This window comes from Marinobacterium ramblicola, assembly GCF_019084545.1.
Lineage (GTDB): Bacteria > Pseudomonadota > Gammaproteobacteria > Pseudomonadales > Balneatricaceae > Marinobacterium_D > Marinobacterium_D ramblicola.
This window is the reverse complement of the sequence record NZ_JAHREP010000065.1, coordinates 1-1,266: the sequence shown is the minus strand read 5'-3', so window position 1 is coordinate 1,266 and position 1,266 is coordinate 1. Positions and strand designations below refer to the sequence as shown.

The window sequence follows — 1,266 nt, the reverse complement described above, 5'->3', positions numbered from 1 at the left end:
TAAAGAGATGAAGTCGACCACGTGGCCATGGACGATCCGGTCATAGAGATTACCCAGCGCGCCGCCGAGCAGCAGCGTCTTGCCCGCCGGCGAGTGGTTGGCGTTGCGGCTCAGGTCGGGCATGAATCATGCGACCCGGCTCTGGATTCGGATGATGAGCTTCTTTGACAAGAGATCTACATGAAACTATATTTTTATTTAAATCTATTTTATGAATTTATAGCTACATGACTCACATCCAAAGACGACAGGCGGTGATATTCCCCAAAGAGCAGAAGATCCTGCAACAACTTGGTGAAAATATTCGTCTGGCGATGAAGCGTCGCAAGATTACCCAGACCATGATCGCCGAGCGCACGGGCCTGTCAAAACCCACTCTGCGCAACATAGAACGTGGCGAGTCGACCGTATCGATCGGGCACTATCTGCGTGTGTTGGCGGTATTGGGGTTGGCCGAGGATCTGGCCAAGGTTGCGCTCGACGATGATATGGGGCGCAAGCTGCAAGATATCGAGCTGATGAAGAGTATGAGGTCGGCAAACAAGCCGCTCCACCCGGAACCGGAGGTGTACGCCGACAGATCGAAATCGGACACCTCTCGGCACATCGAGTCGCTGATGGCTTTGGCAAAGGCTCGGTCACGGAATGAAAAGAACGAAGAGGACGCATGAGCCGCCATATCCACGTCCATGCCGACTGGCTCGGTGAAGAGCCTGCCTTGATCGGCACATTGACTGCCGACCGGGTGCGCGGCAAAGAGCATTTCAGCTTTGCTTATTCGATTGACTGGCTTCAGAGGGTAGATACGCCCTATTTGAAGATCGATCCCGACCTTCATCTGTTTGAAGGCGATCAGCATAAAGGGGATGACCGCAACTTCAGGGTTTTTCTTGATTCCTGCCCCGATCGTTGGGGGCGTTTACTGATGCAGCGGCGTGAAGCTGTATTGGCCCGCCGGGATGGGCGCAAACCGAAAGCCCTGCAGGAGAGCGACTATCTACTGGGGGTTTGCGATCAATACCGCATGGGTGCTCTGCGCTTCAAAACGGATCCGGACGGCCCCTTTCTGGATGATGACGAACGACTTTCAGCCCCCCCGATCACCTCACTGCGGGAGCTTGAGCATGCCGCTCGACAGATTGAGCAGAACGTGGATTTTGACGACCCTGAGTACATCAAGTGGCTATTCATGTCAATGCCGGTCTGAGAAGTCCTCTTTTTCGCGGTTTGAGATGTCCCCTTTTTGTCGGTTCGTTGACTGATTTA

The 1,266-nt window shown here is 53.8% G+C and carries 3 protein-coding genes; 2 read left to right on the top strand and 1 reads right to left on the bottom strand.

What is annotated here, in order from left to right:
• Window positions 1-123, bottom strand: a 123-nt coding sequence (locus KQ940_RS22885; protein ID WP_246590274.1) for a signal peptidase II, incomplete at its 3' end; no start/stop codon positions are given.
• Window positions 124-254: 131 nt separating this feature from the next.
• Here KQ940_RS22885 and KQ940_RS22615 point away from each other — a divergent pair.
• Together KQ940_RS22615 and KQ940_RS22610 are read left to right on the top strand one after the other, a co-directional pair.
• On the top strand, window positions 255-671 hold the full coding sequence (locus KQ940_RS22615; RefSeq protein WP_343222717.1) for a helix-turn-helix domain-containing protein: 417 nt from the start codon (window positions 255-257) through the stop codon (window positions 669-671).
• Complete coding sequence (locus KQ940_RS22610; protein ID WP_217416908.1) at window positions 668-1,207, top strand: hypothetical protein; 540 nt, start codon at window positions 668-670, stop codon at window positions 1,205-1,207. Before KQ940_RS22615 ends, KQ940_RS22610 begins: the two co-directional genes overlap by 4 nt.
• The last annotated feature ends 59 nt before the right edge of the window (window positions 1,208-1,266 follow it).